Source organism: Reinekea sp. (assembly GCF_046710285.1).
Lineage (GTDB): Bacteria > Pseudomonadota > Gammaproteobacteria > Pseudomonadales > Natronospirillaceae > Reinekea.
In genome coordinates, this window is sequence record NZ_JBKEGY010000003.1 from 156,771 (window position 1) to 181,821 (window position 25,051).

The 25,051-nt window shown below is 41.8% G+C and carries 20 protein-coding genes; 11 read left to right on the forward strand and 9 right to left on the reverse strand.

Going from position 1 to position 25,051, the window contains the following annotated elements:
- The first annotated feature begins 85 nt into the window (after positions 1–85).
- Positions 86–1,939, forward strand: coding sequence for a M3 family metallopeptidase (locus ACI882_RS03705; RefSeq protein ID WP_411743336.1), 1,854 nt, complete (start codon positions 86–88; stop codon positions 1,937–1,939).
- A gap of 55 nt (positions 1,940–1,994) precedes the next feature.
- Here ACI882_RS03705 and ACI882_RS03710 read toward each other — a convergent pair whose 3' ends face one another.
- Entirely contained in the window at positions 1,995–2,690 is a 696-nt protein-coding gene (locus ACI882_RS03710; RefSeq protein ID WP_411743335.1) for an aspartate/glutamate racemase family protein, read from the reverse strand.
- A 52-nt stretch (positions 2,691–2,742) separates the two neighbouring features.
- Entirely contained in the window at positions 2,743–3,411 is a 669-nt protein-coding gene (locus ACI882_RS03715; RefSeq protein ID WP_411743334.1) for an ATP-binding protein, read from the reverse strand.
- Positions 3,412–3,578: 167 nt separating this feature from the next.
- Here ACI882_RS03715 and ACI882_RS03720 point away from each other — a divergent pair, with 167 nt between their 5' ends.
- Complete coding sequence (locus ACI882_RS03720) at positions 3,579–4,790, forward strand: DEAD/DEAH box helicase (protein WP_411746316.1); 1,212 nt, start codon at positions 3,579–3,581, stop codon at positions 4,788–4,790.
- 26 nt (positions 4,791–4,816) lie between these two features.
- On the opposite strand, the gene ACI882_RS03725 is transcribed toward ACI882_RS03720, so the two are convergent.
- Together ACI882_RS03725 and ACI882_RS03730 are read right to left on the reverse strand one after the other, a co-directional pair.
- Positions 4,817–7,306, reverse strand: coding sequence for a LuxR C-terminal-related transcriptional regulator (locus ACI882_RS03725; protein ID WP_411744827.1), 2,490 nt, complete (start codon positions 7,304–7,306; stop codon positions 4,817–4,819).
- Positions 7,307–7,649: 343 nt separating this feature from the next.
- The gene (locus ACI882_RS03730; RefSeq protein ID WP_411744826.1) at positions 7,650–9,602 is read right to left on the reverse strand and encodes a family 14 glycosylhydrolase; all 1,953 of its coding nucleotides are present in this window, start codon (positions 9,600–9,602) and stop codon (positions 7,650–7,652) included.
- A 281-nt stretch (positions 9,603–9,883) separates the two neighbouring features.
- Between ACI882_RS03730 and ACI882_RS03735 the strand changes: the two genes are divergently transcribed.
- Entirely contained in the window at positions 9,884–12,055 is a 2,172-nt protein-coding gene (locus tag ACI882_RS03735; RefSeq protein ID WP_411744825.1) for an alpha-amylase family glycosyl hydrolase, read from the forward strand.
- Positions 12,056–12,117: 62 nt separating this feature from the next.
- Here the strand turns inward: ACI882_RS03735 and ACI882_RS03740 are convergent, their stop codons facing one another.
- Positions 12,118–12,900, reverse strand: coding sequence for a hypothetical protein (locus tag ACI882_RS03740; protein ID WP_411744824.1), 783 nt, complete (start codon positions 12,898–12,900; stop codon positions 12,118–12,120).
- Positions 12,901–13,086: 186 nt separating this feature from the next.
- On the opposite strand from ACI882_RS03740, the gene ACI882_RS03745 reads away from it, so the two are divergent.
- The 4 genes from ACI882_RS03745 (at position 13,087) to ACI882_RS03760 (ending at position 15,727) form a co-directional block, all read left to right on the forward strand.
- A complete protein-coding gene (locus ACI882_RS03745; RefSeq protein WP_411744823.1) occupies positions 13,087–13,926 on the forward strand; it encodes an ATP-binding cassette domain-containing protein in 840 nt (279 codons plus the stop codon).
- Complete coding sequence (locus ACI882_RS03750) at positions 13,923–14,720, forward strand: hypothetical protein (RefSeq protein ID WP_411744822.1); 798 nt, start codon at positions 13,923–13,925, stop codon at positions 14,718–14,720. The genes ACI882_RS03745 and ACI882_RS03750 overlap by 4 nt, the downstream gene beginning before the upstream one ends.
- Positions 14,717–15,088, forward strand: coding sequence for a GntR family transcriptional regulator (locus tag ACI882_RS03755; RefSeq protein WP_411744821.1), 372 nt, complete (start codon positions 14,717–14,719; stop codon positions 15,086–15,088). The genes ACI882_RS03750 and ACI882_RS03755 overlap by 4 nt, the downstream gene beginning before the upstream one ends.
- Before the next feature lie 321 nt (positions 15,089–15,409).
- A complete protein-coding gene (locus ACI882_RS03760; protein WP_411744820.1) occupies positions 15,410–15,727 on the forward strand; it encodes a hypothetical protein in 318 nt (105 codons plus the stop codon).
- A gap of 17 nt (positions 15,728–15,744) precedes the next feature.
- Here ACI882_RS03760 and ACI882_RS03765 read toward each other — a convergent pair whose 3' ends face one another.
- Entirely contained in the window at positions 15,745–16,956 is a 1,212-nt protein-coding gene (locus ACI882_RS03765) for an ATP-binding protein (RefSeq protein WP_411746317.1), read from the reverse strand.
- Positions 16,946–18,301, reverse strand: coding sequence for a sensor histidine kinase (locus ACI882_RS03770; RefSeq protein ID WP_411746318.1), 1,356 nt, complete (start codon positions 18,299–18,301; stop codon positions 16,946–16,948). Before ACI882_RS03770 ends, ACI882_RS03765 begins: the two co-directional genes overlap by 11 nt.
- Positions 18,302–18,438: 137 nt before the next feature.
- Between ACI882_RS03770 and ACI882_RS03775 the strand changes: the two genes are divergently transcribed.
- The 4 genes from ACI882_RS03775 to ACI882_RS03790 are packed head-to-tail and all read left to right on the forward strand — an operon-like array spanning position 18,439 to position 21,583.
- Positions 18,439–19,221, forward strand: coding sequence for a response regulator (locus ACI882_RS03775; RefSeq protein ID WP_411744517.1), 783 nt, complete (start codon positions 18,439–18,441; stop codon positions 19,219–19,221).
- Entirely contained in the window at positions 19,218–19,508 is a 291-nt protein-coding gene (locus ACI882_RS03780) for a hypothetical protein (protein ID WP_411744518.1), read from the forward strand. The genes ACI882_RS03775 and ACI882_RS03780 overlap by 4 nt, the downstream gene beginning before the upstream one ends.
- Positions 19,478–20,251 carry an HDOD domain-containing protein gene (locus ACI882_RS03785; RefSeq protein ID WP_411744519.1) on the forward strand — a complete coding sequence of 258 codons (774 nt, stop codon included), beginning with the start codon at positions 19,478–19,480 and terminating at the stop codon, positions 20,249–20,251. Before ACI882_RS03780 ends, ACI882_RS03785 begins: the two co-directional genes overlap by 31 nt.
- A gap of 3 nt (positions 20,252–20,254) precedes the next feature.
- Positions 20,255–21,583 (forward strand): HD domain-containing phosphohydrolase, encoded by a 1,329-nt coding sequence (locus ACI882_RS03790; protein WP_411744520.1) that lies wholly within the window; start codon positions 20,255–20,257, stop codon positions 21,581–21,583.
- Between the two features lie 8 nt (positions 21,584–21,591).
- Here the strand turns inward: ACI882_RS03790 and ACI882_RS03795 are convergent, their stop codons facing one another.
- Positions 21,592–23,688, reverse strand: a complete 2,097-nt coding sequence (locus ACI882_RS03795) for an EAL domain-containing protein (RefSeq protein ID WP_411744521.1) — start codon at positions 23,686–23,688, stop codon at positions 21,592–21,594.
- Positions 23,689–23,820: 132 nt separating this feature from the next.
- A complete protein-coding gene (locus ACI882_RS03800) occupies positions 23,821–25,050 on the reverse strand; it encodes a 2-oxo acid dehydrogenase subunit E2 (protein WP_411744522.1) in 1,230 nt (409 codons plus the stop codon).
- Position 25,051: the final 1 nt, after the last annotated feature.

The window sequence follows — 25,051 nt, forward strand, 5'->3', positions numbered from 1 at the left end:
CCTAACAAGGCTTACTTTTTCGTGAAAACCAAAACCAACCATGATAGCGTAAGCCTATTATTTAATAATAGTAGGCTTAGTTGTTATGCACTGCGCACAAAAATATCTCAATGAACTTAATCATGATTACCTTGCCGTTCATCGTTCAAAAGAAGACCTTTACTGGACAACCCATATGGGGACCAGTAATGATCATAACGCTTCTGCAAAGGCTGAAAAGAAATGGCTAAGTTTTATTAGTGATCGCTCTCGTTTAGAGCAAATAAACGCCTTGCTTGAAGATCTAAAAGCCGAACCTGCAAGCTCGGAGCGCGACGCAATCATGACGGGTTTAACAGGCTGGCTTGCACTGTTTAAGGCCAACGTACTGGAGTCAGACGAGGCTATTGCCTTAAAAGACCAGCTCATCAAAGCAGAATCCCAATTATTCGAAAAGCGCCAAGCTTACAGCATGCGCTTTATCAATGAGCAAGGTGAACCAGAAGAAGGCACAACGCCTGTCATGTCGGCTAATATTGCTAGCCATACTAATGAACAGGTACGCCAAAGCTCTCATCAAGCATTATTAGAATTGGAGCAATGGGTTCTGGACAAAGGTTTTATAGAAATTATCAAGCTTCGTAATAAGTTTGCCAAAGCCATCGGCTATGAAAGCTTTTTCGACTATGCGGTAGTTAAGAATGAACAGATGACCGCTGACGAGCTGTTTGTCATCTTGGAAGACTTTGAACAACGTACGCGTGACCGCTGCATGAGTAGCTTACAAGAATTGGCAGATACAAAAGGCCGTAAGGCCCTTAAACCTTATAACTTAAAATACACCTACAGTGGCGATTCCACTGCCCTACTCGACCCCTATACCTCTTTTGATCAGTCATTAAAGCAATGGGTGCAATCGTTCAGTCGTTTAGGTATTGAGTATTCTGGTGCGAAACTCACCTTAGATTTACTCAACCGTAAAGGCAAGTATGCGAACGGATTTTGCCATGCACCGGTGCCTGCCTTTTATGACCAAGACACTTGGATACCAGCCGAAGTTAACTTCACCAGTTTGGCAGAACCTGGGCAAATCGGCAGTGGCTACGTTGCCTTAGAAACGCTCTTCCACGAAGGTGGGCACGCTGCACACTTTGCGAACACGAAAATGAATGCACCTTGTTTTTCTCAAGAGTTTGCGCCGTCTTCCATGGCGTTTGCAGAAACGCAATCTATGTTTTTAGACAGTTTAATCCGCGATGGCGACTGGCTTAAAACCTACGCCATAGATGCCCAGGGCCATGCCATTCCAGATGACATCATTCAAAAGCGTATTGCGGAGAAGCAGCCTTTCCTCGCCTTAGAAGAACGCGGAATTTTAGCCGTGCCCTATTTTGAACGCGCACTTTATTCAATGGATGATGACGAGCTAACCGCTGAAAACATTACCGAACTCGCCCGCGATACAGAAATGATGATTATGGGCTTACCAGTCTCACCGCGCCCATTAATCACGTTGCCCCATATTTTATCAGACCAATCGGCGTGCGCTTATCATGGTTACCTCATGGCTGATATGGCGGTGTATCAGACTCGGGCTTACTTCATAGAGAGATTTGGTTACTTAACCGATAACCCAGAAATAGGGCCACTACTCGCTGAGCATTACTGGAAACCGGGTAACAGCATTAGCCACGATGATTCTATCCGCGCATTAACGGGCGAGGGTTTTAACGCTAAATATTTAGCCGAAGAGTGCAACCTCAGTGTTGCAGAGGCTTGGGAAAGAGAATCCAAGAGCATGGCTGAAGCGGCGTTAAGAGTTCAACCAAGTGTTAAGTCACTGAATGCCAATATCGCCATTGCCGATGGTAATGAGATACTCGCAAGCAATGACCAGTCAGATGAGCATATGTTTGAAAGTTTTTCTAGTTATGTGACTCTGAAAAGCCAAGCAAAGTAAGCATAATTTGTGATGCGAACAAATAGGATGCACTCAATAACTGCATCCTATTTCTTTAATCAGCCAAGGCTAAATTCACCGCCACATCCGCGTGTATATCCGTGGTATCGTAAAGCTTAATATCGGTATGGCTCTGGTTCACAAGCAAAACAATTTCTGTACAACCCTCAATAATACACTGGGCGCCTTGCTCGGCTAAGCCGTCTATTATTCTTAGAAATTCGACTCGTGAATTTTCTTCAACCTTGCCTAAACATAGCTCGTCATAAATTACTCGGTGAATAAGCTCTCTGTCAGCTTTATTCGGCGTAATCACATCAAGACCGTATTGATCTTTTAATCGGCCGACATAAAAATCATCTTCCATTGAGAATTTCGTGCCCAAAAAACCAACTTTATTATGACCATCCGCAATTATGCGTTCAGCGGTTGCATCGGCTAAGTGCAATAAAGGTATGTCAACTGCGGCAATAACTTCCGGCGCAACCTTGTGCATGGTGTTTGTACAGATCAGCAGAAAATCTGCACCGGCTCGTTCAATATTTTGCGCACACTCTATTAAGACATTGGCCGTACCTTGCCAATCGCCCGCATGCTGCATCTCCATTACGCCATGGAAATCAACACTTTCAAGGATTAACTTCGCCGAATGATGCCCGCCTAAGTGATGTTTAACAGCTTCGTTTATTTTTCGATAATAGAGCTCAGTCGATTCCCAGCTCATACCGCCAATGAGGCCAATTTTTTTCATAACATATCCTTATTTAAAAACGCGAACGTTCAATTTGAAATTTCACTGTGCTCTATTGTGTAATTAGAAGATCCGCGAAAACAAATCCATCCCGCGCCACGGTTTCCCCTACTTCTATGCTAATGCAAGATTTAAACATAGGTCCTGCAAACACAAAGCTATGAAATTCACCGTTTTCACCACAAGGGTCCACACCCTCGGGCAAATCATCTAAGAAGGATTGGTCATACTCCCGACCAGCAAAACTGGCGTCTAACTTTTTCGGATCAATGCAGGTAATGATCGCACGTAGACCACTGTTAACTATTTCGCTTGCTAAACCCTTCGTGTCACGCATCCATAATGGGAAGATCGGCGCAATGCCGGTCCCTTGCAGGTTATCAATACGGTACTGGCGAATATCTTCCAAATACAAGTCACCAAAGCTCAAATATTCAATACCGTCAACACGCAGTTGCTCTGTCGCTTGAGACATGATTTCCGTGTATTGCTCATTAGAACATGGATAGGGTATTTCGATTATCTTCAGAGGTAACGCTAGCTGCTCAGCTTGGGCTCTTAATAACTCTAACCGCACGGCGTGCATAGCCGTTCTTTGGTGTTCACCATTAACCGTACATAAAATGCCTTCTAACTTAACCGTTGGGTCACTCTGCAATTGATAAGTAGCCCAGGCGGAATCTTTGCCCGTACTCCAAGATATAAAGGTACGCTTTGCCATTGTCTACACAAACTCATATTAGTTAAAGTTGCTAATCTACAGGACGGGGTGTTCAAACGAAATAGAAAGTTGAGTTAAGAGAAAGGCGACCCACTGCTAGTAAGGCGCTCCATAATCTAATCAAATCTGTTAAACTATGGCCTGAAACAGTCATTAGGTTTACTAGTATGTCTTTCGCATCATTCGGATTAAAACCAGAACTCTTAAAAGCCATTGAAGCAAAGGGCTATCTTGAGCCGACCCCCATCCAAAGCGCGGCGATTCCCGCTATTTTAGACCACAAAGATGTCATGGCCGGCGCACAAACGGGCACTGGTAAAACTGCGGCCTTTGCTTTACCGATATTACAGCATCTCACCAATCCCAGTACACCGAATGCGAAGGTTCAAGCGCTGGTCTTAACCCCGACTCGCGAATTAGCCCAACAAGTCAGTCAAAGCTTTCAACACTATGGCCAGCACTTACCACATCGAACTGTGGTCGCTTATGGCGGAGTGAGCATTAATAACCAATTGTCGGCTATTGAGCAAGGTGTGGATATCATCGTTGCAACACCGGGTCGTCTACTCGATCTCATATCACGTAAAGCCATTGATCTAAGTGAGGTCTCTTTTTTGGTCTTAGACGAAGCAGATCGAATGCTGGACATGGGTTTTATTGACGATATCAAACGTATTCTCAGGTCTGTACCTACGAGTCGCCAAACCCTGTTATTTTCAGCTACCTTTGACGATGCTATTTTCAAACTCAGTCAACAGCTGTTAAATGATCCGACGCACATAGAAGTCGACCCTCGTAATGCCGCAGCAAGCCAAGTTGAACAAATCGCTTATGAAGTTGATAAAAACCGTAAGCGTGAAATTACTTCATTTTTAATTGGTTCCAATAACTGGAAGCAGGTACTTATATTTACGCGCACTAAAAAAGGCGCCGATGATCTCGCCAAAGAAATGTGTAAAGACGGATTAAAAACTCAATCTATTCATGGCGATAAATCTCAAGGCGCTCGCGAGCGTGCACTCGAAGATTTTAAAAACGGTACCATTCGCGCATTAGTCGCAACCGATGTGGCTTCGCGTGGCTTAGATATTCAGCAACTTAAATACGTTATTAATTATGAGTTACCGCACAACGCTGAAGATTACATTCACCGTATTGGCCGAACCGGACGCGCTGGCGAAACAGGCAAAGCTATTACGCTACTCAGTGCTGATGAAAAATGGCTACTCGATGAAGTTCATAAAATACTGGATACTCGCTTGCTGCAACAATGGCTGCCTGGTTTCGAGCCCAGTTTAGATCAAGACTTTACTGCCTCTAAATCTAAAGGTAAAAACACGCGACGCAAACCTTCAGGCTCACGCTCAAGACGACGCTGAGTCGGCTCTAAAGCTTCGTTGGCATTCTACAAGTGCTTACAAATCTGTATTGCTTGTGATCGGTGACTAATATCCAATTTACGATATAGCCGGCGTATGTGGCTTTTAACCGTAGAAATGGCTATATGCATGCTGGCAGATATTTCATCATTGGTTAAGCCTTCGCCAATAAAAAGTAACACTTGGCATTCTTTTGCTGTCACTAAATCTTCAGGGTTAGCGTATTGTTCATTGAGGGTTTGTAATAGCTCATCCCCTTTTGAGAGTGTTTCTCTTTCTTTTTGCGACGCTGTGCCGAACCAAACATGCCAGTCGAGCCAACTTCGCGAACCCTCTTTGCTATCTAGGAGACAGAAGGACTGACTTAACCATAACGATTGCATGGGCTTAAAGTCTGCCATCATATCCAATATACCTAACCAGTGCTGCTCGCCAACCGAATCGTTTTGCCATATTGCCAGCAATAGCTTAGCTTTAAACCACTGAAATTTTAGACCTTTTTTATCAGCCTGTACGACCAACCTAGTTAATCGATTAATCGCAGCCGATTTATCACCCGATAAGTATTGAACAATGGCATAAACTCGTTGGTAGTGTTGGTAAAAATGGTTGTTTGGTTCCTTGGCTAAAACACGCTCCTGCCAACCATAAACAGGTTTAAAATCAAGAACATCAAGCTGTTCACAGGCCAGCAAAAATTCATAACCGTAGGCTAGCCAGTCGGTATGGAACTTGTGTTGCTGCATCTGATAGTTAACTTGGAATGCTAAACCTCGCACAATATTATACTGGCCTCGCCACAAGGCAATAAAGCCTCGAAGCACATGAACATTAAGTAAGCCATAGTCACCTAACGGTTCCATTATTTTTTCACTCATTTGAAGTAATCGCTCAGCTTGCTTCAAATCACCTTGCTCAATGAGCAAACGTGCTCGACTGCGATATAGAAACTCCATATGTAATAAATTATCTATACAGGCATCACGAGCCATTTCCATGGTATTTTTTTGAGTTTGGAGTGCTTGAGATAGTTCGCCTTGGGCAGTCAACACATCTGACATTAAACACATGGACCACAGACGTTGTTGAAATAAACGATGGTTAAACGCCAGTTTTTCAGCTTCATTTAACATCTGCTTTGCTTTGTCTAAATCACCTCGACACAATGCACTTTGACCTAAAACGGAATAAGCCGCCGTTCGAGAAATATAACTTTCAGGCTTTAGATGGGAGATGGCCTTTTTTGCTAGTGTAAAGCCCCGCTCAAAGTCTTCTGAATTAACTGATGCCTGTGCTTGAGCCACAGCCTGCTCTGCCCATAAATCGTCTGAGGATGGATGATCTTCCGCCTGAATGTTTTGATTTGGTAATAAAAATTTTACTTCATCTTCTCGATATGTAGCCAATAACAACCAAGATTTCAGCAGCGCCAATGTTGGCTCATCGGAACTTTTTATTCTAACTACACTGGAGAATAATTTAGTTAACGTATTGAACTGGCCATTTTTGTATAAGCCAAAACCTACGCGTTTGAGTACCATCAAAAGATGCGGTTCACTTTTTAAAGTTAAGGCGAGCTGTATTGCCTCAATGTTCATCCCGCAATCTAGATAAGCATCAATTGCTTTAAAGCGATTACTAACAGCCCGCTCAGGATATTCCTGTTCTAGCTTAGTCAAGACAGCACCTCGAAATACCGCCTGGAATTGGTACCAACGTATCTCACCTTCAACGTGGCTAATAAAAAGCTGACGGTGTTCAAGCTCCGCAATTAGATCATCGCTTTGCCTATGATCTAAAAAAGTATCACAAAGTGACGCTGTGAATTTCTTGAAAATGCAAATATCCAATAAAAAAATTTTTATTCTCTCTGGCTGCTGTTCAAAAACCTCAAAAACAACGTATTCTTTTACATCATTCATGCTCTGGCCGATACGACTTGCAGCATGCAATAGCTGCTCCTGCGTGCGTACGCCGAGCGTAACCAATTGCAGTGCGGCTGGCCAACCGCCTGTACGTTGAAACAACTCATTGTGCGCTTCTTGGCTCAATGGAAAGTCAAGGTTATTTAGAAGGAATTCTTTCGTTTCGTCTAAGTTAAAAGCAAGTTGGGTAGCACCAATTTCTAACAATTGACCTCTTACCCGAAAACTTGATAAAGAAACGGGTAATTCATGTTGGCAACACAGAATGACATGCAATTGATTAGGTAACAGCTTCAACCAATGCCGTATGACAGAAATAATTTCTTTATTTGAAATTTCCTGAAGGTCATCCAACACCAAGAAAAAATGTTGATCCACTTGCGCGACTTCCATCATCGCCTTAGCCATCAAATTGTGTAGATCTGCATGTTCTTGTTGCTGAACTAAGGCTAAACTTTGCGGACAACCCTCATTACTGGCCAGGTGCAATGCACTAATGAGATGGTTTACAAACACACTCGTATCGTTGTCATTAATATCAAGCGAGTACCAACCAAAGGGTAGTTTATTTTTTTGCAGCCAATTTGCCACGACTGTGCTTTTACCAAAACCAGCGGGCGAAATAAGGCTGGTTAATGGCAAGAACTTGCTCTGGTGCAAAAGCTCAAATAAGCGTGGGCGCTCAATTAATTTATGGTTAATCGATGGACAAATAAGCTTATAAGGTTGAACCCAGGGCCTCTGATTATTGTTATTGGGCAGAGTCATCTGTTTCTTCACATTTTTGGAAGATGTAGGTCATTTTATAGATGATAAGAACTAAGATAACAGTGGCAAAAAGCTCACAGGGGGATAAATAGATATATTAGGTGGATAACAATTTGACCACTATTGGAAAACAGGGGCCCTTAGGCCCCAAAGAGAGGAGGTTTACTTAAAAGGAGCCGATTATTGCACTGCTATTATTGCGCTGAAAAACGTTCACTTGCCCACATTGAGCAAAGTGGTTGCCTGAGCTGTAAGGCGTGCCCGATTGTGACACATCTCCTTCCCATGCTGGGCCATTTGAAATATAAGATTTTAGTTCAAACCAACCATTAACAGTTGCACTGCAATCCATCTCTACATCGAGCATCCAGTAATGATCGCCGTAGTTATTCAAAGGTTCATAGCCATATCCATTTGCGGCGACCGTTGCACTACTACCAGAATTATTGGTTGTCCAATCCAATGCTGTGCCCACTGCGCCACTTCCTTGAGCAGCTTCAATACCATACCAATCTAAATATTGATCGCCACCTTTCCAGCCATTAGTTGTGTTATTGCGAAGGTTGTTGTGTCGAATTGGAATGGCGCACTCATAGTTAGACGCATCACAGTTTTTTCCTAAGTTAGCATTTGCATAACCATGATCTAAGCCACCACGAATAAACATATCTTGGCCAACATTGGTCGTGCCAAACATAAAGATGACCGTTCGTTGCCAATCACTGTTGGTATCCTCTACAAGGAACTGATTGATAAACTGTTCATATCGGTAATTGCCCGTGCCACCCGCAACGTGATTAATGCGTAACACGGTCATGCCAGAATAAGAGGCATGAGTGAATGCATTGACGATATTATCCCAACCGCCACCATAGGTGACCCCACCAGATAATGCATTCTCGCCTTTTATGCTGACGCCCTGAGCCGCGGCTTCATTGGCCACCCAAAATACCAGCGATTTCGCAAGGGATTGACCACCACCATTAGGATCATCATTCATTTCTAACGCCGTAAAGTGAAGTACGACATCTCTTGGGTGATTGTTATAAGAGGCTGCAACGCCAACGATGTCTGCATAACCATATCCGGTCGATACCGAATTGACATTGACATCGCTTGGAATCAAACCTGCCGCCATTTCTGCACTGCGCTTGGTGTTATCCGTAGCAGACATTTTCCAATGGATACCCGGAATTTTAAAACCCAACTCAACATTGGCGAAGGCGCCATCAAATGCAAGAATAGCGTTGTCCATCATTCGATAACCATGGTCCATTAACGAATCGTGGTACCAGCGAATAAAATCACGCCCATAGGCCGTGTTATTTTGCTCTCCATTATTAATAAAGGCACCGGCATTAGACGGCGGGTTAATGTCATTAGCACTGTTTAGAGTAAACCCCCATTGATTACTGGCATTGGCAACACTGCCGTATTTAGCCACCACCCAATTGCGAAAATCTTGTTTTGCTGGCTCGCTGTAGGCTTGAAACCCACCACGAGTTGGGTAGCCCGTTAAATTACCATCATGGCTATTATAAGATGGATAACGCAGCTCGCCTGCGGGACCCATCGAGATATTAACTTCATCGATCACATTGGCTTTCGCGGCATAATGCGATTCGAACTCCTCCATAAATTCTTTGTACTCGGACAGCACATAGCTGTCGCGCCACAATGAAACTGTTTCAATCGATTCATTGCCGTATTCGCTCTTATATTTTAAATCACTGGCGCTCACGCCTTGGCCAGTGTACTTATTCCAGATCCAGCTAGGGATAGGAATATTGCAGTCATCGCCAACATTGCCACCGCACTGGTGAAAAGACATGATGGGGATAATATGAAGCCCTGCATTTTCAATTTTCTGAAAGATGCTGTCGTAGTAGCTCCAATCAAATTGCTGATCACCATTTGCTTCAACTTTACCCCACCAAACATCAACTGAAACACCTGTGACACCGATGCTCTTTACCGACGAAAGCTGGTTTTCAAATTCACTCCAGTTATTCACTTCTAATGGCGCCATGACTGCTGCGCTGGTTGCATTATCGGCCCAAGCTGTTGCTGCCATGACCATGGTCATGGCCAATGCGACCTGTTTAATTTGTGATTTCATGATTCAGCCCTTTTACTCTATTTTTGTTGTTAATTTAGCTTTTTTATCATTGATCAGTGTCCTTAAAGTATCCCTGATTGTCTTCCTCCCTTGGGGGCGTAATTTAGCCTAAAGTTGCTATAAGCCTTATATATCAATGGCTATCAAACGAAAAATAAGTCTATCGTCGTATTTTAACGCCGTTAACAGCAATAGGTTTAACTCCGGTTAGGAGGAAGACAGGCACACTCAACTACATATACTCATAGCACCCAATAACAATAATGAAATGAGGCTATTAAATGAAAAACCGTAAACTGATATTAATACTCAGTTGGATCGTTGCCACCAGTGCGTCTGCGCAATGGGAGTTTAGAGGCACGCCCAATCAATGGACCACAAGCACAATGGCTAGCCAAGACAATGTGAACTACTGCACAGAGCAGCAGTTTAATACAGGCGATGCAGGTGGCGGACCCCGATTCAAAATTGATCGCTATGGTGATTGGTCTGAAAGCTACCCAAACCAAGATTACAACGTTAATTCAAACACGGCTTATAAAGTGTGTATCAACGCACTTAATACGCAAATTTCTATCTCTGAAATTAACCTACCGACGACGACAATAAATAAGCTGGGCGCTGAATACGACAATGCAGGAACGACCTTTTCTATTTGGTCTCCTGATCATACCAATGTAGCGCTCGTTCTAAATGGCGTTGAATACAGCATGCCTAAAGCCTCCAATCAACAAGGCTATACCGATGTTTACGCAGTTCGGGTTGCCGGTGATCATCACCTAAAGCCCTACGCGTTCAAGGTAAATGGAAACATTGTCAGGGACCCCTATGGAAAAATGGCGGTACCCAACCAAGACGTCAATATTGTCATGGACATGTCTCGTACAGACTTAGCACAAGGTTGGGCACCCAGACCGGTCTTAATTGAACGTGAAGACGCCATCATTTATGAAATGCATGTACGTGATTTCACCATTGATCCAACATCGGGCGTAGCCAGCATAAAGCGCGGTAAGTTTCTCGGTATGGTTGAACAAGGAACCCAGTACCAAGGCGCTGCAACGGGCCTAGACCATTTAAAAGAGCTCGGGGTGACCCACATACAAATACTGCCGTTTTATGATTTTGCATCCTGTCCTGATTTAAATGACACCCAATGCTATAACTGGGGTTATGACCCTAGAAATTTCAACGTGCCAGAGGAACGTTATTCAATATCACAAGACTACGAACAGCGAGTTCGCGAACTGAAAGTCATGATTGATGAATTTCACAAAGCTGGCATACGCGTCATCATGGACGTTGTTTACAACCATACCTTTGATTTTGAAATGTTCGAAAATATTTCCACAAGTTACTATACCCCGACAGATTTAAGTGGCACTGGCAATTCAATTGATGCCAGCGTTCCAATGGTCGGTCGAATGATTCAAGACTCGCTTGAATATTGGACTAAAGAATACAACTTAGACGGTTTCCGCTTTGATCTAGTCGGCATATTCGACCATCAAGATTTTGGTGATTGGGGCCGATACTTGAATGCAACCTTTAGTGATCGAAACTTACTTATTTATGGTGAGCCATGGAATGGCTATGCATCGGACCCGCGTGAAACCGACCGAGTTCGTTTAGGCACCATCGCACGACAACAAAGTGCCCACGTAGGGGTGTTTAACCCGAAATTCCGTGAAGCGATTAAAGGCGCGAACGATAGCGGCTATGGCGGTGGCTTTGCTTTTAATCAAGGTGATGTTTGGGCAATGGACTTCGGCAGTCGGGCTGGCAGCCGGTTTAACAACAACCCTTACCAAGTCATTGACGCTTGGGACCCAATGTTTACCACCGATCCAGAGCAAACTATTAATTATACGTCAGCACACGACAACCTAACCTTAAGAGATAAAATTCTGCAGTGGGCGGACCTAAACGGAATTTCTCGCCAAAGTAGCTATCTAAAGCGCATACAGAACTATGCTAATGGAATGGTATTGACGTCTCAAGGTATTCCCTTCTTACATGGGGGAGTAGAACTCTTGCGCGATAAAAATGGCGACCACAATTCTTATCGTTCATCTGACGCTGTCAATAAAATTGATTGGTCTTGGAAAATCACCAATGCCGATACCTCCGAATATCACAAAGACCTCATTGCCTTACGTAAAGCGCACCCAGGTTTACGAATGAATACTTGGCATGAAATCAACAACAATGTCACCACCATACGATACGCCAATGATGTACTGGTCACCGACATAAATGCAGCTGCCAACGGCGATAGCTGGCAACGTATTTTAGTCATCTATGCCTCAGGGGGTGATTTCAATTATCCTTTACCAAGCGGAAACTGGTATGTCGCTGTTGAGAAGAACGCGCCGAAAAATGGCAGCCATAGACAAGTATCAGGAGCAGTCGATATTGAAGGAACAGCAGTAACCGTCTTGTATCAGCCGTAGTGGCACTGTGATTTTTGCCGGTCGGCATCCTTCCGCCGGCAGAAATCACAATATTCATTTTATTAGTTTAAAGTCGTTGCAACGTCTACTAGTCTACGAATTTCTATGGCAATAGACTCATTCACATCATAGTTTTTTTCTAGCCAATTCAGTTGCGCAAGTGCCGACTCAGGTGTTTTTTCGTAGCCTTGTGCAAAGTCGATTAAATCGCTTTCAACTTCTTTGATACGAAACTCTATGCGCCGATCAGGCATATATTGATCAGACTGGTCATTGGACTCTGGGTCCCTAAGATGAATTAAATCGACTAATCGATCTAACGAAAAGCTTTGAACGAACCTCATTGCTGAGAGTTTTTCTCCTCGGCAATATCGACCTAACCCTACATACAAGTTAGTCAGTGATTCTCCTATGATCCAATCAGTATTTTCATTTATTTCATAAATACCAGCGGAATTCGTTGGCTCAAGACAACGGCAATCAAAATTAATATCCGACCAGATAACTTGTCCGCGAGCGAAAGGTATTGAGGGCAGTTCACCCGGTTCAAAGACAGCAAACTCGCAAAATATACCATCACTAAAAAGAAATTTATGTCCGTCTACTGTATTTTTTAAACTATAGCCTTTAGCCTCTATACTCGTTAACCATTGCAAATCGTCAATGAAAGCTTGTTTATAGCCTTCTTTGGCTATAACGAAGAAATCAAGGTCTGAATATTCATCTAACCTTGAACGCTCAATACCGGCAGACCCTAATCCGAGCAAAGCGTAAGCACGGCCAGATCGATGAATCGTATCGGCAATCTCGTTAAGCCGTTTTTCTAGTTTTTTTGGTGTAACCATTCGTTTACTCTCTTTTTCTTACAACACTAGCAGCATTGAAACAATGCTAGACAGTGGAAATTGCCCTAGTTTGGCACAGACTAGCCAGAAGTCATTTCTACAACCTTGCATACGAATTAATTCTTGCAATCTTCCTCAGTGTAAACTAGTGTACTAGCAACCTAATACACTATGGAAGATAAGGATATGATTCAACTTGCTCAGCTAGGCTTTGATTACGGACCAAAAGCCGTCGTCTTTAATGGCTTAACATTGAATATTCCACAAGGCAGGAGTGTCGGCGTTCTCGGTGCGAATGGCGTCGGTAAGACGACTCTTATTAAGCTGATATCTGGCATGGTAAGCCCAACGCAAGGCAGTGTTAGCGTATTAGGAAGCAATCCACGTCTACGTCCACTGGCGCTGTATCAGCAAATGTATGTTGTCCCTGAGGAATCAACATTGCCTTCTATTTCAGCGCTTAAGTACATTCAAAGCTTCAGTGTTTTTTATCCTGCCTTCAACCATGCTCTGTGTACAAAGATGCTGGAACAATTTAGCGTGGATTTGCATAAGTCACTGCAAAAAATGTCATTAGGGCAAAAGAAAAAATTCATCGTCTCTTTCGCTTTAGCGACAGGCTGCCAATTAATCTTAATGGATGAGCCGACCAACGGTTTAGATATCCCCTCAAAGGCACTGTTTCGTGAAATTGTTATTGAGCACCAAAGAGAAGACCAAACGCTGCTTATTTGTACTCACCAAGTAAAAGACCTAGAAAGCATTATCGATTCGGTAGTTATGATGAATGAAGCACATGCGTTATGGATCGACTTAGGTGAGCTGCCAAGGTTTGTTTCTCAAGTTTCGGGCGCTCAAAGTGATACACAGGTTTTGTACTCTGAGAAGCGACTTGGAGCTGATATATCACTAATTAAAGGAACTACCCAACAACCTACCGATATTGATTTAGAGATACTCTTTAACACTTTCCACACTAACTACAGTGGCCTAAATGATGCCATTTCGACAGGGGCCACGCGATGAATGCCATGACTGTATACCAATTGATTCTAGCGAAACAATCTCAACAACCTTTTAGGCTTGCTCGCGATGTAAGCCTTGCGATGATTATTTCTATCATGGTGATTATCTTTGCGACGGCTGTTTCTGATAGTAAAATATCTAGCCTCTTTCCTATTTTTACGGTGGCAATGCTCATCGTCGCCATTGGCGAAATAGGCAGTCATACCTTTAACGAGTATAAAGAAAAAGGCAATGCTTACGTTTGGCTCATGCTACCCGCAACGACACTTGAAAAATGGCTCAGTAACTTTGTTATGAGCTTCTTCATAATTCCAGTGGTATTTATTTTAGTGTTCAGTGCCTCTTCATTAATCGCCAAGCTATTAATCGCTATGTTGGGTTGGCCGGTAGAGGCTAGCTTATTCAACCCGATTAGTACAGATGGCTGGTCACTGCTAAAAGGTTATTGGTTAATACATCCTTTATATTTTTTTGGTGCAATTTATTTTAAGAATCGAGTCGTTATGAAAACGACAGCCGCTATGTTTATCTTAATCATTCTGTGGTTTATCTATACGGCGTTTATTGCAGACCTATTAATATCCGCTCAAGTTGAATCGTCGCTTGAATTTTTTGAAAGTCAGTTCAACCATTCTGAGACTTATATAAAGTTTGGCCCGCTGATTATCGAAGAAGAAAACATACGACTGACCTCTCCCATACTTGGAAGGTTGCTTGGCACTGCGATCATGATTGGCTACTTCAGTTACTTCTGGAGCCTTTCCTTGCTGCGTTTTAGGGAGCTGGAATTATGAATGAGTTCGATTCCACCAGTGCAATTTACTTGCAAGTGGCCGATTTAATGTCAGAAAAAATACTCGCTGGCGAGTGGCTACCGCTTGAAAGAGTCCCCTCGGTTAGAGAGGTTGCAAGCTTGGTAAAAGTCAACCCGAATACAGTGATGAGATCTTTTGCTCACTTACAGGACAATGCAATAATTTTTAATAAAAGGGGTGTCGGTTATTTTGTTTCACAGGACGGTGTTGAGAAGATTATACATCATAAAAAATCAGAATTTATAGACTTAAAACTGCCTAAAGTATTTCGTGAAGCAGATGTTCTGTCTATTACGCCGGAAGAATTAGCTAGGTTTTATGAACAATACATAAAGGAATCATCATGAGTACATTTACACTGAAACTAAAGAGAATGTCCTTAACCTCTCGAATTCTACTGTCAACTATAGGTGTTTGGTTCACTGGCACCACGCTAGTATTATTATGGCTAAGGATGAACTGGCAACCATTCTTGAATTGGCTGATTGGCTAAGAAACAACGATTAAAAGGAAAGGTTAATGACACAAGTTAACTTACGAATTTGTATCGCACTACTTGCTTTTGTTGTTATTGGGGCTGTTTCCCGATAATCAAGTTGAGGCTTGAGAGCACCTTAACAAGGAATCTCTGCTAAACTGGGGTTTAGTGAATTACATGAGGACTTATTATGAGACTATTTATTACAAGTATGTTGATTGTTTTAAGCTCAGCCATTTTCTCTGAGCCACTTAAGAATTTGGTGTTAATCAATGACGGTCTAGATGTAGAGAACAGTGAGAACATCTCTGATGACTACATTCGCTTAACCCTTCTCGAGCCTAGCTACCAAAGTGCATCATCCATAAAACTATCGATTGAAGTCTGGCTCGGCCCTGACATGGTCATACTCAATTCTAAGGAATCTCTTAAAGTTCAGGCCCCTCGAGATTCAAGCCAGCGCATTCAGTTTATCAGCGCATTGCTGGCTTTAGAAATAAGTCTTTAAAAATAAACGTTGGTCTCTTAACTAACACCAGAGTTAATGATCGGCTCACGAGGCTTTGGCTGCTCAACTGGAATACTGACAGTAAAGGTAGACCCAACTCCTTCAATACTAGAAACCTCAATCCTCCCATTGTGACGATCAATAATGGATCGTGTAATCGCAAGTCCTATCCCCGTACCTTTGCCAACAGCCTTAGTGGTATAGAATGGGTCAAATATTTTCCTCAAGACTTGTTGACTCATTCCTTTTCCCGTATCCGAAATGCTTATAATAAATAGCTTATCGGCCACTTCCGTTTTAATTGTAATTTTTCCAAATGAGTCAATTGCATGGCAGGCATTAACTATAATATTAACAAACACTTGACCCAATTGAGTGTGTATACATTCAACGGTCGTGTTGCTTTCGAACTCAAAGACGACATCTGCTTTATATTTAATTTCATTGCGTAACAGATTTACCGATGACTTGAGCATATGATTGATATCGGCTGGTTCAAATATCAATTCTCCTGTGTGGGAATACTCTTTAAGGTCCTTCACAATATCGCGTACTCTGCCTAACCCTTCTTTTGACTCTAAAGTAAGATCATTCAAGTTAGTCAAATACTCATCCAAATGAGAACGGGCAGACCAGGTTGCTATTAATAGTGTTCCTGCACCCGTCGGATCCGCTTCGCAGTGCGACTTTAATGCTTCAAACTCTTCATTAATTTTCTCAATGTACCGACTCACTAAATTCATATTAGATGAGATGAAACCAATGGGATTATTGATTTCATGTGCCACCCCTGCGGCAAGTTGCCCTAAAGCCGCTAACTTTTCAGATTGTATGAGTTGATTTTGTGCTGACTCGATCCTATCAAGTTGGTCGCTTAGTCGTAGTTGTATAGAGATACGATTTAATAAAATTTCAGGGTGCACAGGCTTAGTTACGAAATCTATCGCGCCGCAGGAAAGCAATTCTGATTCCACGGCTCTTTCGCTGTCCGCGGTTAATATCATGACTGGAATGGATTTATTAGAAAAGTATTTCACTACATCACGACCAGATTTTCCTTTCATATGTAGATCAGACAATACAATCGCCCATCGTGATCCGGATTCATATGCATTAAAAATATCGTCTGCGGATTCAAACAATGAGACAACATAGTGTCCTGCTAGTATCTTCTCAATCACCAATCGATTTGAACGCTGATCATCGACAACGGCTACTTTAATTTTCAACAATCACCTCCTTTGGGAACAATAAACTGAACTCGGTACCCTCACCTAAAACACTGCTAACGGTGATGTACCCATTAACCATCTTCAACAGGTTCTCGCTGAGTGCAAGCCCTAAACCGACACCTTCACCCACAGGTTTCGTTGTATAAAAGGCATTAAAAACTTGTGGTAACCCTGCTACTGAAATTCCAATACCATTATCAGAAACACTGACGCCAAAGTGGTTCGTATTTTTAAAGAAGGTGATGAATATTTTTGCGCTTCCTTTTTCTTTTACTGCGTAAATAGCATTTCTAACGACATTATCTAAAGCTAAAGTAAAAACCTGTAGAGGAAGTGAAACTGAGAATGGCTCATTAGGCAATACTAATTCAATATACTCAGAACCTGCCTCTAAGCTCATTAAATAGAATTCAATAGAGTTTTTAACATCAAATATTTGCGGCTCTTCGTCAGCTAGTTTATTAAGCGGCTGCAATAGAGATACGATATCTGACACTCTATCTAAACCTTCTACAGATTCATCAATAACGTTATCGATTTCTCGCAACATCTCCCTTGGTTTTTTTATACTGTCTAAACCCAGACCCTCAATAGATTGCAGAACTTTTGAACTGACTTTACCTATATATGATAAATTACTCTTTATAAAACTAATTGGGTTATTAATTTCATGCGCAACACCCGCAGTAAAGTGAGAGAGCGCGTTCGCTCTTTCGGTAACGCTTAATTCCGTACGCATACGGGTAAGGTGATCGACTGTATCTTGTAGCTCTTTCGTTTTCTGATACACCTGTAATTCTAGGGTGTCATTAAACCGATATAGCTCTAGCTCCGTTTTCTTCCGTATATACCATTGGCCAAATATTGTTCCAAAAACAGCAATAACACCTTTAAGTTGTGAGTTGATTGACTGTCCAGTAATCAAATTATCACTGGTAAACCAGCCTATTGGCTTGTCTCCGTGCCAAAGAGAAATAACAGCTGTCCAACCTATGCCCACTTTCGAGGTATAGTGAGACAAATAGGTCCCTTCTTTAACGATTAACGCCCCTTTTTGATTAAGGGACTCTTGCATCTCTATATCTGAACTCAGTTCGGCTTCAAAATCATGCTCATCATTTAACTCTCCGAGCTTGTCAGTCCCCCATGAACCTAAGATTTTACTTCCATCTTCTGAAATCAATAGAATACCCGCCCGGTCAAGGCAGAGTAGGTTCAATGACAAAAGTACTGCTTGCATACAAATGTCATCTAACGATTCGCATTTTGCAAAGGCATATTCAGTTTCAGACAGCAGCCAATGGATATCTATTGCCTTTATATCTGTCGATTTTTGCTCCACTAGCGCTCCATAAATAGGTATTTATGCACTTACTACAACTCTAGCAGAGAAATCAATTAGCAATGAAAATCTTTGCTAAAATGAGTGCAAAGTCTATACTAAAATTCAACAAGTCAATTTTGCAAGCATGAGGATTTATGACTCAAATACTTGTCGTAGATGATGAAACAAACGTTGCCAAATCGGTGATGCGGTTGTTAGAGGAACAAAACTTTAAGGTCTTCACCGCATCCAATGGTCAAACAGCTTTAGAAACGCTTGCTCATGAAAAAGAAATAAGTATCGTTATTTCTGACCAGCGAATGCCCCTGATGACAGGTGCTGAGCTCTTCCAAAAGATGAAAGATACGCACCCTCAGATCAAGCGAATTCTGCTCACAGGTTACACAGAAATGGAGACTCTTCGTAATGCTATTAATCAAGGATCTATTTTTAGATTGTTGCTAAAACCCTGGGATGACAATGAACTCATCGCATGCATTGAAGATGCGCAAACTTCTTTCAATTTAGAAGCTGAAAATCAGGCAATTAGAGATCAGCTTACTCAGGTCAACATCACCTTGGAGCGATCTTTCACTCGGAAAAGTCGTGAACTAAGTATGAACATTCAATCGCTTGAGCGTTATGAAAAAATCATAGAACAGTTACCCATTGGTATTGTTTGTTTAAGTGCAGACGGTATGGTTATTCTAACTAATCAACAATTTATTTCAGACTTCAATTTGGTAAATGCCGTCGAAGGGATGCCCTATAACAGAGTACTGCCAGAACCTATTCATCCATTTATAGAAAACTTTAAAAATGGGCATCATGAATCACTGGAGTATCAGAATAAAAAAATTCACGTTTCTTTTAATGTGTTACGAGACGAAAAGGTTGTTTTTGGTAAAGTAATCTCAATAAGGGTAGAATCTCGATGAATGTCGACGTGCGTTTAGCGGTAGGAAAAGTAACCTCCCTCGCAGTAATTAATGGCCGAGGGGGCATATTATTACCCGCCGGTTTTGAGTTATCAGAAAAAATAGTTACGGCATTAATCAAGCAAGGCATAGAATCAGTAGAGGTATTTGATACTTCTGAAAACGAAGCATTAAACGTTTTAAACGAAAGAAAAATCAAGCACATACTCTCTCTTTTCGAGATACACAATGCACCCAAAATGGACGAGCTAAGAGAATGTCTGATCAACCAAATCAAGAACTCATAGCTTGGTTGACAAGCTTAAAAGAGCTCGATCAAACGAAAATTATCAATGCAAAGTCTCAAGCACTGTTAGATGAACTAAGTAGCAGCGACTTAAATATTGAGAAAGTCAGCGAACTGTTATCGGCAGAACCTATGTTGTGTGCCAAAATATTGATGATAGCGAACAGTCCATTTTTTGGTTTTGCTCGTGAAATAGAACGCATTGAAGAAGCCATTGTTATTATTGGTGGAAAAACACTCAAATCACTAATCTATACTGGCACCCTATTAACAAGCACAAGCAACCGTGCCGTACTACCTTATATAAAACACAGTTTAACGACCGCTTTATTTAGTAGAGCTATTGCCGAGCTCATTGGTATGGATGAAGACAACGCGTACCTTGCAGGATTGCTCCATTTACTTCCGGTTATTTCCAATTATCACGAAAAGCTAGAAGGTCACCTCTCTGAACAATTATTACAAAAGGCATCCTCAATCTTGTTGGTTAAAATTGGGCTTCCTGCCTCAATTTGCCATACCATAAGTAATCTGTTCGAACGCCACCCAGACAACGATCACACTATGCTTTTAAAAATTGCTTATACCATGTCAATCATTATTAGCGTTGAAAGCAGCCCTTTTAAGAAAATATCTAACATCGAGCCTGAGCTAGTCTCACTCGAAATAGACTCGATGGATTTAGCTAAACTGTGTGAAAGAGTTGAATCTGAACAAAACAGTATATTTAGATTATTAGGTTAATTTATGACTGAGCAATCAATTGAAAATGTCAAAATTCTGTTCGTGGATGATGAAGAAAACATCCTTAAGACACTCAAACGGTTAATGAGCTTTGAAGAATATGAATGCTTTTTTGCCGCTAGCGGGAAAGCAGGTTTGGATATAATGCAGTCTACGCCTATTGATATCATTATCTCAGATATGCGTATGCCGGAAATGAACGGGGATGTATTTCTTGCTCAAGCCAAACAGTTACAGCCAAATTCAATGAGATTTATCCTTTCTGGATACTCTGACTTTAGCTCTATGATCAAAGCACTCAACGAAGGAGGCGTTCATCAGTTTATATCTAAGCCTTGGGACGATGAGGCCTTGTTACAAAAAATTCAAGAAGCGGCAAGCTCTGTTCGGATTCGTAGTGAAAGAGATCGATTGAGGGTATTAACAGATAAACAGACCGAAATGCTAAAAACTATTAATCAAACCTTGGAAGCTAAGGTTAAAGCACGTACCAGCGAGTTAGAACAAACTTCCGATATGCTCGATCTAAGCTTTCAAGAGCTTAAATCAAACTATAGCGTATTCATTGACGTCATCGCTCAAGTACTGCAACTACGCTCGGTTGCGCCAAAAGACTACCTAAACGATTTATCGGACACCGCGAAGGCATTAGCAAAAGTAAAGGGCATGAGTGAAGAGGAGCAGGATTTTGTTTTTAAAGCAGCAAAGCTTCATGAATTAGGAAAGATCAGGATTCCCGATAACATTCTCAAGAAACCGTTGATAAAAATGACCGCTGCCGAACTAAAGGAGTATAAGACATATCCAATGCAGGGCTACTCATTGTTAGCGAGTTTAGACAACCTCGGAGAGGTGGCGAACTATATAAAAGCACATTGCGAACATTTTAATGGCAAAGGTTTTCCAAATCGTTTAAGCGAAGACAAAATACCTCTCGGTTCACGAATTATTTCTATTTGCATGTATTATTTTATGTTTCGCAATGGCCTCATTGACGGCAATAGCCATGATGGTGAAGAAAGTGAAAAGTTTATCCGTACAAAAGCGGGCCAATGGGTTGACCCTGATTTACTTGAGGCATTCTTAGAATGTGCAGAGCAAGAGCTCTCTAAAAAAGGGCAATTCGAAAGCCGTATTGGATTATCTCAAGCTGAACCAGGAATTATTTTATCACGTGATTTGTTTAATATCCGTGGTGTCATCATGCTGACCAAGGGAACCACCATTTCTCTCAAAACGCTCGAAAAGCTACGGTACATAGCGGAAAAAGACTTAACAGACTATGTGCTCTATGTTGACAGCCAAAATACACTCTCCGCTGCTGAAGAATAAAAGTCGAATTAAGATTCCCAGGGGTTATGAATATCCAATGCTTTGGCCCATTGCAAAAAAATATTAATGGGCATTGGCTTTGCAATACCATAGCCTTGCATCACATGGCAACCAGAGAGTTCAAGCAAGTCAGCTTGCTGCTTTGTCTCTACACCTTCCGCAATAAGATCTCTACTATATACCTTAGATATTTCACAGACAGCTTGTACCAGAGACCTTGTCTTTTCATCGGTTAACAGAGTATTAATAAAGCTACGGTCAATTTTTACGCTCTTTACTGGGAGTAAATTAAAGACACTCAATGAACTGTAACCTGTTCCGAAATCATCAAGAGAGAACTTAATTCCATACTTTGATACTTCTTCGATCAAACGAGTAACCTTATCAATATTATCGAGTGCATCTGATTCTAATATTTCAAAATCCAATCTTGAAATAAGGGCAGGCGAGCTCGCAGACAACCGTGTTGACAACCAATCTCGAAAGCTATCGCTTTGTAGACTGGCAGGCGTGAGGTTTACGCCAATCCGTATTAGATTAGATAAGCCATCTAATATACCTTCTTCGAGATTCATCAAGGTTTGGTCTACCACCCAACGATCCAATTTTTCTAATGCCGAAGGGTCTTTAACGATATTTAGAAATTCATCTGGTAGTACTAAGCCTAACGTTGGGCTTTGCCAGCGAACCAGTATTTCAATTCCAAATATTGATTTATTATTAACATCAAACTGTGGCTGGGCATAAAGCACTAACTCGTTGTTATCAACAGCGGAGACTAAATTGCTTTTAGCGACATAGCTCTTTTTCTTTTTCTCTTCCTTTTCTTGAGAAAAGAAAATACATTGCGCTTGCCCATCAGTTTTTGCCATATTCATGGCATGACCAGCATTTCTAACTAATTTCTCAGCGTTAACATCAGAATCTGGGTAGCTGGCAACACCTATACTGCAGGTTATACTTATGTCTTTACCCAAGATTGGCATAGGTTCGATTATTTTTACAAGCAACCGCTCAACAAATTCTTGAATATCGAATTGAGGTTCTAAGTCGCGCAGCACAATCACAAAATCATCACCGCCAAAGCGGGCAATGGAATCAGCATGGCGAATGCTACTTTTTAAACGTTTGGCCAGTATTTTTATAATCTCGTCGCCGGCCTTATCACCTTCTTGCTTATTAATGTGGGTTAAGTTATCGATATCCAAATAAAGTACTGCTACATGTAAGTTATGGCGCTCTGCATAATTGAGCGATTGCTCGAGGCGGTCAATGAGTATGGTTCTTGAAGGCAGCGCTGTTAAGAAATCTAGGTTTACCGCTTTTTCCTCTTCTAAAGTCAGATCGACGGCACGGCTAATTTCGCTGAATATAGCGATGTAGTTTTTACTTCCAATCTGATCACTATCGACACCTGTAATTGTCACTTGCTCTGTGAATAGCTCGCCACTTTTCTTTCGGTTAACAATTTGTCCTGACCATCGGTTGTCATTTTTTAATGAGCGCCAAAAGGTCTGATAAAACTCTTTATTGTGCGCACCCGATGAGAGTACATTTGGATTTTTACCAATAATTTCTTCACGGCTATAACCTGTTATTTTGCTAAAGGCCGGATTGACATCAATTATTTCAGGCGTGTCATTAGTTATAGAAACCGCTTCAGAGGTATTTAGAAATAGCTCTCTATATAGCCCTAAGGTCGATTTATATTTTTGCTCTTCAATCGCGTCAAAGAATAAAATGACTGTTTTTTTGTTTTTATCATATTCACATTTATAAATTTCTAAATGCTGGCTGTTATAGCGACCCTCTGAACTCACAAATGTGATGTCCTGCATGTTCTGTTGATAATCACCTTGTATAAGTATGCTCAGTTCATGATCAGCCAACGCAGTTATATTGCGCTTCGCATCTAACAGATTAATGGGTAGGTCGGTAAATACCGTTTGCAATATTTTTATGGCGTTTAAGCCTATCTTTCGTTGTATGTTAGGGCTAGCTGCTACGACAATGCCTTGCTTATCCAGCACGATAAACGCGATATTATTCGAGCGCAAAACTTGATCATAGATGATGGTTTCGTTGGTAGATTCAGAGTCAGACATGGTCACATACAAATATATTGAATACTCTAAAACTAGTCTACGTTTTAGTTGCCGTCAATGTAACAGGCGTCTTATTGCTGTCTACTTTTGACAACAGCCCATACGTACACGATGAGTACGTATGGGTCATTTTTACTTTAGAGTGAGCATCATACTCATGGGCGTTTCCAGATAGCTTTTCCAGCAGTTGCTGAAGCGGGCAATCGTACCGCCATCTAGCACTCGATGATCACCAGACCAGCTGGTTTGAATAATTTCCCGTGCGACTACTTCGCCTGCACTGTTAAAGCGAGGTAATGACTGAATGCGTCCAATACCAACGATGGCAACTTCAGGGGCATTCACAATTGGCGTGGTAATAGTTCCACCAATAGAACCAATGTTCGAAATTGTAACCGTGCCGCCTTTAAGATCTGCTGGTGATAGTCGGCCTGCTCTACCCGCTTGGGTCAGGCGCTTAATCTCTTGCGAAATTTCAGCTAACGACAAGCGATTCACGGCTTTAATATTTGGCACCATTAAGCCCATCGGCGAGTCGACGGCCATGCCGATATTATGGTCCGCAAATTGATGAATTTCATCACCGGCTTCATTTACCTGACTATTCACAATAGGGTATTGGCTTAAGGCCAATGAGAGACTTTTGACCAATATCGCCATTAACGTGAGCTTTTGCTCACTCTCTTCGTTTAATTTATTCAGAGTTTTACGAAACTCATTCGCGGCGGTTATATCCACTTCTTCCGCAAAAGTGAAATGCGGAATAGTTGAAACACTGTGCAGCATTTGTTTCGCCATCAACGCGCGAATACCTTTTATTGGAATGACTTCCATTGAGTTTTCAGACGATGCTTTTAAAGGTGCGCCGCTAACGTTTGAAGAAGGCACGGTGTCGTTGACTATATTTAGCATATCTTCTTTCAGTACCCGCCCATTAGGGCCGGTTCCTGAAACGTCATTCAAATCAATTTTTTGTTCACGAGCAATGCGCCGAACAGCCGGTGTTGCTAATACTTGGCGGCGGCTTGTTGGTTCGACTTTAATTGATTGCGTCACCTCGGTTACTTTGCTCGGTTTCGCTTCGATCGTTTCTACAATCACTTCGCTGGTCGCTGCGCCATCGGAACTAATTTCAATCTGAAAAAGAGGTGCATGTACTTTAGCAATCTCACCTTCTTTTACGTAATGCTTAACCAAGACACCCGCATGTTTAGCAGGAATTTGCACTAAGGCTTTATCGGTTTGTACATCTGCAATGGCTTGGTCTTCTTCAATAGTGTCACCTTCTTGAGCGAGCCATTCAACCAATTCACACTCTACGATGCCTTCGCCAATATCCGGTAAAATAAAATCTTCTTTCATG

Bases quoted from the DNA above. Each gene is read 5' to 3' on its own strand.
- ACI882_RS03760 (WP_411744820.1), top strand. From the start codon at position 15,410: ATGAGACTATTTATTACAAGTATGTTGATTGTTTTAAGCTCAGCCATT.
- ACI882_RS03795 (WP_411744521.1), bottom strand. From the start codon at position 23,688: ATGTCTGACTCTGAATCTACCAACGAAACCATCATCTATGATCAAGTT.
- ACI882_RS03720 (WP_411746316.1), top strand. From the start codon at position 3,579: ATGTCTTTCGCATCATTCGGATTAAAACCAGAACTCTTAAAAGCCATT.
- ACI882_RS03715 (WP_411743334.1), bottom strand. From the start codon at position 3,411: ATGGCAAAGCGTACCTTTATATCTTGGAGTACGGGCAAAGATTCCGCC.
- ACI882_RS03730 (WP_411744826.1), bottom strand. From the start codon at position 9,602: ATGAAATCACAAATTAAACAGGTCGCATTGGCCATGACCATGGTCATG.
- ACI882_RS03780 (WP_411744518.1), top strand. From the start codon at position 19,218: ATGAATGTCGACGTGCGTTTAGCGGTAGGAAAAGTAACCTCCCTCGCA.
- ACI882_RS03800 (WP_411744522.1), bottom strand. From the start codon at position 25,050: ATGAAAGAAGATTTTATTTTACCGGATATTGGCGAAGGCATCGTAGAG.
- ACI882_RS03735 (WP_411744825.1), top strand. From the start codon at position 9,884: ATGAAAAACCGTAAACTGATATTAATACTCAGTTGGATCGTTGCCACC.
- ACI882_RS03755 (WP_411744821.1), top strand. From the start codon at position 14,717: ATGAATGAGTTCGATTCCACCAGTGCAATTTACTTGCAAGTGGCCGAT.
- ACI882_RS03785 (WP_411744519.1), top strand. From the start codon at position 19,478: ATGTCTGATCAACCAAATCAAGAACTCATAGCTTGGTTGACAAGCTTA.
- ACI882_RS03710 (WP_411743335.1), bottom strand. From the start codon at position 2,690: ATGAAAAAAATTGGCCTCATTGGCGGTATGAGCTGGGAATCGACTGAG.
- ACI882_RS03705 (WP_411743336.1), top strand. From the start codon at position 86: ATGCACTGCGCACAAAAATATCTCAATGAACTTAATCATGATTACCTT.
- ACI882_RS03775 (WP_411744517.1), top strand. From the start codon at position 18,439: ATGACTCAAATACTTGTCGTAGATGATGAAACAAACGTTGCCAAATCG.
- ACI882_RS03740 (WP_411744824.1), bottom strand. From the start codon at position 12,900: ATGGTTACACCAAAAAAACTAGAAAAACGGCTTAACGAGATTGCCGAT.
- ACI882_RS03790 (WP_411744520.1), top strand. From the start codon at position 20,255: ATGACTGAGCAATCAATTGAAAATGTCAAAATTCTGTTCGTGGATGAT.
- ACI882_RS03750 (WP_411744822.1), top strand. From the start codon at position 13,923: ATGAATGCCATGACTGTATACCAATTGATTCTAGCGAAACAATCTCAA.
- ACI882_RS03745 (WP_411744823.1), top strand. From the start codon at position 13,087: ATGATTCAACTTGCTCAGCTAGGCTTTGATTACGGACCAAAAGCCGTC.